General features: G+C 35.9%; 9 protein-coding genes and 1 pseudogene. 1 reads left to right on the top strand and 9 read right to left on the bottom strand.

What is annotated here, in order from left to right:
- Positions 1 to 238: pseudogene (locus tag ACESPO_RS08545) on the top strand (transposase); the annotation flags it as partial.
- A gap of 325 nt (positions 239 to 563) precedes the next feature.
- On the opposite strand, the gene ACESPO_RS08540 reads toward ACESPO_RS08545, so the two are convergent.
- From ACESPO_RS08540 to ACESPO_RS08500, 9 genes are all read right to left on the bottom strand, one after another.
- Complete coding sequence (locus tag ACESPO_RS08540; protein WP_270428523.1) at positions 564 to 914, bottom strand: hypothetical protein; 351 nt, start codon at positions 912 to 914, stop codon at positions 564 to 566.
- 59 nt (positions 915 to 973) lie between these two features.
- A complete protein-coding gene (locus tag ACESPO_RS08535; protein ID WP_009262128.1) occupies positions 974 to 1363 on the bottom strand; it encodes a hypothetical protein in 390 nt (129 codons plus the stop codon).
- A gap of 37 nt (positions 1364 to 1400) precedes the next feature.
- Entirely contained in the window at positions 1401 to 2159 is a 759-nt protein-coding gene (locus tag ACESPO_RS08530; RefSeq protein ID WP_270602854.1) for a hypothetical protein, read from the bottom strand.
- Positions 2160 to 2193: 34 nt separating this feature from the next.
- Entirely contained in the window at positions 2194 to 3354 is a 1161-nt protein-coding gene (locus tag ACESPO_RS08525) for a 6TM ABC transporter family protein (protein ID WP_499788684.1), read from the bottom strand.
- 72 nt (positions 3355 to 3426) lie between these two features.
- A complete protein-coding gene (locus ACESPO_RS08520; protein ID WP_009262132.1) occupies positions 3427 to 4008 on the bottom strand; it encodes a DUF6652 family protein in 582 nt (193 codons plus the stop codon).
- Between the two features lie 4 nt (positions 4009 to 4012).
- The gene (locus ACESPO_RS08515) at positions 4013 to 4576 is read right to left on the bottom strand and encodes a hypothetical protein (RefSeq protein WP_270602858.1); all 564 of its coding nucleotides are present in this window, start codon (positions 4574 to 4576) and stop codon (positions 4013 to 4015) included.
- 60 nt (positions 4577 to 4636) lie between these two features.
- A complete protein-coding gene (locus ACESPO_RS08510) occupies positions 4637 to 5323 on the bottom strand; it encodes a hypothetical protein (RefSeq protein ID WP_009262135.1) in 687 nt (228 codons plus the stop codon).
- 251 nt (positions 5324 to 5574) lie between these two features.
- A complete protein-coding gene (locus ACESPO_RS08505; protein ID WP_009262136.1) occupies positions 5575 to 6282 on the bottom strand; it encodes an ABC transporter permease in 708 nt (235 codons plus the stop codon).
- A complete protein-coding gene (locus tag ACESPO_RS08500; protein WP_499788683.1) occupies positions 6276 to 7199 on the bottom strand; it encodes an ABC transporter ATP-binding protein in 924 nt (307 codons plus the stop codon). The genes ACESPO_RS08505 and ACESPO_RS08500 overlap by 7 nt, the downstream gene beginning before the upstream one ends.
- Positions 7200 to 7227: the final 28 nt, after the last annotated feature.

The following is a 7227-nucleotide window of genomic DNA, read 5'->3' as shown; positions in this document are numbered from 1 at the left end:
TCCTTGCTCTATGACTATCATATAATATTTATTGAAAATGGTCATGTTTATTTTGTACTATTTATATTCTACCACCATAAAACAAGAAACAACATATTACCTATGGCAAAAGTATGGTTCGTTTCTGTCTAAACAGTATTGGAAGAAAAGGATATTTGGGTCAGACGGATACTTTGCTTGCAGTATTGGAGAAGTATCGTCAGCGACTATACAAAAGTATATTGAGAGTCAGGGTTAATGGCTAAAGATTCACAAGGCTCCTCCCACCACCTGAAGGTAGTGGGTTTCCGCCTATGGCAAACGAAAGGATTTAATTTATGAAAAAATGCAAATCAACAGAATACTAATAACTAATTCAACATCTCCCATGGATACAAAACATTGAAAAATCAACACACTTCCTACTAATAATAAAGCTGTTCCCTCAATTCTCGAATGTAACTTTATGTTTTTTACCCCATTATATCTTTTGATAAGGGGTAACTTTCCTTTAATAATACTGAATACACCTAAAACACCCATTATATTTCCTGCTTACTAAAGCTGTGAAAATGCTATTGTTATTATTTAATTTCAATGTTTGTCATAGTTACTAACTCAAGACGAACTAAAATAGTTTGTACGATACGATACCAAAACATACATAGACTCAGGAGTAAAGCATATAAAATAATTGACGCTTGTAAATATTGTCTGCCAAAGTGAATAAGAATAAGCAGTGGAGACATTAATATTACAAAAAATATAATGCTTGTAATTATTTTTTTTATGTTTTTTGTATCTGCTAAATCAAATTCAGCTCCACAAGAACATTTGTTTGGTATTGTTCCTTTTATTTGAGCACTACAGTTCATGCAATATAGTTTCTTCATTCTCTTCACCTCTACAACTTCTAATTTTTCTCTACCCACCATATAGAAATCACTTTTATCCTCTCTGGTAGCTTATAAAGAAAAATTTTATATAATCATCCCTACCAGTCCTCTACTATAATCGTCGTATCGATAACAATATCATCCTGAAATCTTACTTGATATACCTTCCACCCTGCCAATAGATTGTCTTGAATGCGGTATTCATAATATATAATCTTTTCTGTACCCGGCTCTGTTTTTCTCCATGTCGGCGAGCCTAACAACTCCTCTATTTCACATCTGCGCATCCCAGCCACGTTATACTTTTCTTCAAGATCGTCAATATAAAGATATCTTTTCGCTGGATTGCAGTTCAGCCATCCCTTTGGGGAAAAACTTCTTTCCTGATAGGATGCCCATACGGTAATCCCACCCAATATGCACACAAAGAAAAAACCGTACACACAAATCAGTATGTTTCTGTGAAAATTTTTCTGCATACACTTCATCGTTTCTCCCCCATATGTATTATCTGTTCTGCTGCATTTACTTATTTTCTCCCGGCAACTGCAATCCCGGTATTTCACTCCAAAATAAAGCTTTGCTATCCGCACCGTCTTCAAGCAAATATCGTACAAATTCTTTTTCACACAAATCTTTTTCCGTTTTCATTCTGTCATATGTATTCTTTAAAATTGTACTGATTCGTTCATAATCTCGAGAAAACACTTTAACAGGTATTATTTGATACTTTTCCCATAACAGCCGATTAAAAGATTGTATGGTAGAAACTTTCCATGAATATCCTGCTTTAACTTCAAGATATTGCCCCGTCATATAAAATATTTTTACAGGTGTGATATCTCTATTGTTGAGACTTGCCGCAACCCATGCCCTTCCAATAATCGTCATATTCTTTGAAATAAATTTTCCATGGATACAAAACCAATTTTTACTTTCCAATAAATCCAGACTATTTAAAGGATTTTCCATACTGCCTGTCATTTTCCGAAACACTTCTCCCTCAAACAGTTCTTCCAATTCTTTTTTTGTGAAAATTTGATTAAAAACCGGTACGCAATGATATCTTGTAAAAAGATAGTTCTTAACCGGCCGAAAAGATTTCACAAGTATCGCACCGTCTAAAATGATCACAACTATTGTTTTCAGATCATGATCTTCTATCAACCCCCGGAAGCCTGCATATAATATGATAACTGCAAATAACCATACCGATACTATGATTCCCTTTTTAATCGGATATAGCTTTTTCCATTCTGTCGTCCGGATTATATTTCTCTTCATAACAATCCCCTTTCCCCATAATCATACATTTTTACTACATCCTCTTTTTCAAACATTGATATAAGTTTTCCCGCAAAACAGGTCTTGCTATAGCAACCATACTGGATAATACAATCATGCTGGCTAAAAACAGCACTAACAAAAGAATGAGGTTCGTTATGTAAAAAGCGAAACAGAGAATCGCAGAGATGAAACTCCATAGATACATGATCGTTTTTTGCGTCTTAAAATCCTTTTGCCCTTTCTGCAGCAATTCATCAGATAGTGGATATGGCACTTCTACCCCGTCTTTTTTCAAAATTTTCGTGATATTATTTTCAAAAAACAACAAGCAAATGCCGCCAACACCAATGCTGAAAAAGATAAGAAAATATTTCAAAGAACTGTTTTGAGCCAACAGTATATAAGCTTTGTCATTTAATATGTATCCCAAATACAGCGCCGCTAAAATACACAATTGATATTTTAAGGAAAATGAAAATTTACTTTCTTTTTTATATCGCAATAGTTTCTCTTCTGCTGTGTCATAATAGAAAGCTGAATGTTCATTTTCTCTGCAGAGCTGAATGTACCTGTTTCGCTCCCTGAATCCCATTTTTGATTCTCTCCCTCCTGATAAAATCAATTTCACTCTTTCCGTTCCCGGAAATATTTTTTTTACTTGCGAAGCTTCCGAAAATTCTCCATAATGAAAAAAAATCACTCCGATTATCCCACCCAGTAAGAGCAGAACAATCCCGGTAAGATGAGAGACTCGGATTGTAAAAATCATGCCGGTCAAAAAAATGACCACACCTGCAAAAACAATTATTCCCAATACTCTTCTGTTCCATCTCCCCCGAAGATATAGATTGAACAGATCTGATTTTTCCATTTCAATCCCCATCGTATGTTCCTCGATATATCGATACTTTTCTGCAAATGATTTTTTTACCTTTTGATCAATCAAAACCAGAATTCCAATTACCAAGATCATCGATAAAATCCGGACATTCTCAGATAAGATTATTTGCTTTGATACCTCTTCTAAAAATGTTGTTGCCACTCCGCCTAAAATCAAGGGGAACAGGATTCCTTTCGTATTTTGCTTTGCATAGTATGCAGACAGACAAATCTGATATACTTTTTGAGTTTGTAAGTCAAAATAATACTCATCCGTCTTCTTATCATGAATTTTATAACATAATTTAATCATCCGCTTCTCCCACTCTTCCTTCCGACAGCATCATCGATAAACGATCGGTTTTCTATATTCTCTTCAAACTCTTTATACAAAAATACTCAACATATACAGCAGAATGAAAAGTATTGCGAGACACACTCCCGCAAACACAACTATTGTAGTTTTGACTAGATGCTTTTCTTTGATTGTCAGGATCATCATGGAAAATACATCAAAAGAAAAAAGAAACTGGCAGATGCCGGACAGAATTACCACTGCCTTTGAATGCCTTCCTTCTTTACATGATTTTATAAGGTAGGCGATTGCATATGGCGCCGCTCCCAACAAAATCCCATACCCAAAAATCAGGAAAACAACTGTGACCAGCCCAAACAACACCATCAACGGCAGCGGAAACAGTGCAGCAAGTGTCACGCTGATGGTAATACATCCTCCAATCAAATAGAATGGAATCAATCCATATTTAATGATCAATGTACAGTTTAACAATGTTTTTCTTGACCATTTTCTTCCTACCGTCAATACGACAATCAAATTGACGACTCCCATGAGAAAAGGCAGAAGTGCTGAAATAATCTGTAATTCCACTACCTGATCAAATAAGCCCGGCAAAAGAAAAAATGTATAAGAGACGATCACATATAAAATTGGAATCAAATATGGCATTCTCCTACTCTCCTTTCAAGATTTTACCTGCAATTTTCCAGCCTTTTAGCGGATGATTTCCCACGAAACCAGTTATCAGTAAAATCGTTATCATACACATGACTGAGTTAAAAAAAGCATATACCAGAACGGATGGCACAATCCAAACCATCAAAAATCGGTATCCCACACATACTCCTATAAAAATAGCAATTAATACCATATGTTGAAAAAAGCTTTTCCGGTTCTGCTTTGCCAATTTCCGTTTTTCTTCCAGTCTGCAAGGATACACTCTTGCGTTTTCTTCCACTTTTCTTTTTGCACGTCTTAACAGATATCCAGAAACGATCGCCCCCACAATCACTCCCAGTCCCAACGAAATCCAGTACAACAAATTTTTGTCAAAAGGAATTGGTTTTTCTATGTTCCGTACAAGCGCATAGATTATCAAGGAAATTCCCGAAAGGACTCCAACCGCAAGTCCGTCCCCCCCTTTTTTATTATCAAATACAAAAAATTCCTCCGTCTGCTCATCATAATAGTAACTGCTCCATGTGTTCGCTTCGCTGCACATCCATATGTATTTCATCAAACTCACATCCTTTTCTGATTACTTTTCTTCCATTCATTTTCCCTCTTCTGTCCATTTTTAATTGCTTTCCTGCGAAACAGTGATTTTCTCTAATATCCACCAAATGATTATAAAACACCCAACATATACGACTGCTCCAACCGTTGTGGAACGTCTTCCAAGCATTGTAGTCAAATTCCAAATCGCATTATCCAACCCTATTTCTTGAACCATCGAAGAAGTTCCATATCTTTCAACAGCATAATTTACTTGTTTCAGATAATAAAATAAAGTTCCACCATAAAAGATCAATAAAGAAACAAATATCGTCACTAAAGCATTTATCTCTTTTCCCTCTTGTTTTATCTTTCTTTTTCCAACCTTTACGAATAGAAAATAGTCTAACCCTGCTATGTAAAGAATCATAGACATCTCCATAGCAGCTACAAGCAGCAACATATTCGGTTGACGAGCGACCGTCAGATCAATACACGTATCAATTCCAGCCTTTATTAGCGTTGCAAGAAATCCAAACAGGATCATTTTTCCTATTCTTTTCTTGCCTCCATCGCCCATCTGCATCTGCTCTGCAACAGAAAACAAAACAGAATTGTAAATCCACCACGTCACAACAGATATCAAAAAGGAAAACGAAAAATCTCCTAATACCATATACGGAATCCTGATCAAAATACGATTCATGAAACCAAATACTACCGTTGCAGCTATTACAACTGCCAATTCATTCTTTCGTTGATCTTCCATACGATTTCCTCCTTCATAATTCCATCACTCTTTTTCTGGAAACATTTCCAAATTCTTTTGTACAAATTTTATAATAAGATTATATATTACCAATCAATTCTTGTATATATTTTTTTTGCATGTAGAGAATAAAAATTTTAGGCGGGGACATAGAAACGCAGTCTGATCCGCGACCAGACTGCCTCACTCATTGATTCCAATATAAATTTTCAGTATCTTCCGCTTCCCGGAAGTTTTTTCTTTTAATCCATCTATATAAAATCTTTCTTTTCCACTCCGATCACAGATAGAACAGCAAACAGAAGGGAAATGATCGTCAAAACAAGAGGGAATACGGCATTATTTGCCAGTGTAAGATCTCCAATGTTTGCCTGCGTCAAAATAATCAGCAGAAAAGAGGATATAATCGTCGCTTTTGTGGACTTCATTGCCAATCCGATAAATAATGCAATAAAACTCATGCTAACAATAGAAATCGATTTTACAATAAGCTGTACATAAAATTTCAGACTTGCCATATCATAATCAATTGGAAATGATGATACCATAAACTGGGACCCCCACAAAATACAGCCATAAATTACAAGTTTTGTTATTACCAATGCCAGGAAACAGAAAATCCAAACCGAGAGCATTTGAGAAATAAGTATTTTCTGCCGCTTAATCGGGTAAGAGAACATCAATGCCATTGTTTTATCTTTATAGGCACTTACAATAAAAGATGATAGCATCACACCGGTAAATACTAGAAATGACATACTGCAAAATAATTCAATAGGTGCTGAAATTGTACCGTTTCCCGGCGCTGCGTCCGGAATCCCTGTATCCGGATCATTTGCAATACCAAGATAGGCCAGTGCAAACAGAAACAGACAAAGAACACCCGCCAATATCATTGCATTTCTAATATACTTTCCAATGTTGTTTTTCCTCCATTCTAATTGAATCAGCTTTAACATAATCTATTCACCTCCGCAGTTAATTTAAGGAAGTAATCTTCTAAAGTTTCAGCTTGTCTGCCAAGCGCAACCACTTCAACATCATTCAATGCTAACACCTTAGACAATTCCTTTATTGAAACGTGCTGGCCATAAATACGGATCGTATTGTTTTCAATGATCTTAAAATTGTTATACTCCAGTTTTTCACTCAATACATAGGCAGCTTTTTTAGGATCTGCTACTACCAGTTCCACATATGCAAGGCTCATCCTCTCTATTTCTTTCATGCCGATTTCTTTCACCATCATTCCGTGATGAATGATACCTACCGTATCAGCAATACTTTCAACTTCTGAAAGGATATGGCTGGAAATCATAATCGTTGTTCCATATTCTTCGCAAAGATTTTTTAGCAAATCACGGATTTTCTTCATACCTGCAGGATCCAGTCCATTTGTCGGCTCATCAAGAATTAGTAATTCCGGCTTGCAAAGAATTGCACGTGCGATACCAAGTCGTTCTTTCATACCAAGAGAATAATTTTTTACAGCTTTTTGTGAGGCAGCCGATAATTCCAGCAGATCAAGCGCATTTTCAATGCTTCCATGTTTATAATACCCCATGTACTCACAATGAAGCTGCAAATTTTCATACCCGGTCATGTGATTATAAAAGGTAGGAAATTCAATGATACTTCCTATTCTTTTTAAGATTTCACAGGACTGTGGAGTAAGTATTTCTCCGAAAATTTCAATACTTCCACTTGTTGGCTTCCAAAGGTTTGTGAGCATTTTCATAACAGTAGTTTTACCTGCACCGTTCGGGCCAAGGAAACCATAGATTTCCCCTTTCTTTACGTGGAGATTGACATTCTTAACAATCTCTTTCCTATCAATGATTTTTGCAAGGCTATTTGTTTGTACAACATATGACATATTCTATTGCCTCCTTTCTAAATTCCAT

It is taken from the genome of Coprococcus sp. HPP0074 (genome assembly GCF_964238105.1).
Classification (GTDB): domain Bacteria; phylum Bacillota; class Clostridia; order Lachnospirales; family Lachnospiraceae; genus Faecalimonas; species Faecalimonas umbilicata.
The sequence above is the reverse complement of the archived record's forward strand: the minus strand, read 5'-3'. Positions and strand labels throughout refer to the sequence as shown.

Excerpts from the sequence above, each read along its gene's own strand:
- ACESPO_RS08505 (WP_009262136.1), bottom strand. The coding sequence starts at position 6,282 with ATGTTAAAGCTGATTCAATTAGAATGGAGGAAAAACAACATTGGAAAG.
- ACESPO_RS08530 (WP_270602854.1), bottom strand. The coding sequence starts at position 2,159 with ATGAAGAGAAATATAATCCGGACGACAGAATGGAAAAAGCTATATCCG.
- ACESPO_RS08520 (WP_009262132.1), bottom strand. The coding sequence starts at position 4,008 with ATGCCATATTTGATTCCAATTTTATATGTGATCGTCTCTTATACATTT.
- ACESPO_RS08500 (WP_499788683.1), bottom strand. The coding sequence starts at position 7,199 with ATGTCATATGTTGTACAAACAAATAGCCTTGCAAAAATCATTGATAGG.
- ACESPO_RS08535 (WP_009262128.1), bottom strand. The coding sequence starts at position 1,363 with ATGAAGTGTATGCAGAAAAATTTTCACAGAAACATACTGATTTGTGTG.
- ACESPO_RS08515 (WP_270602858.1), bottom strand. The coding sequence starts at position 4,576 with ATGAAATACATATGGATGTGCAGCGAAGCGAACACATGGAGCAGTTAC.
- ACESPO_RS08540 (WP_270428523.1), bottom strand. The coding sequence starts at position 914 with ATGGTGGGTAGAGAAAAATTAGAAGTTGTAGAGGTGAAGAGAATGAAG.
- ACESPO_RS08510 (WP_009262135.1), bottom strand. The coding sequence starts at position 5,323 with ATGGAAGATCAACGAAAGAATGAATTGGCAGTTGTAATAGCTGCAACG.
- ACESPO_RS08525 (WP_499788684.1), bottom strand. The coding sequence starts at position 3,354 with ATGATTAAATTATGTTATAAAATTCATGATAAGAAGACGGATGAGTAT.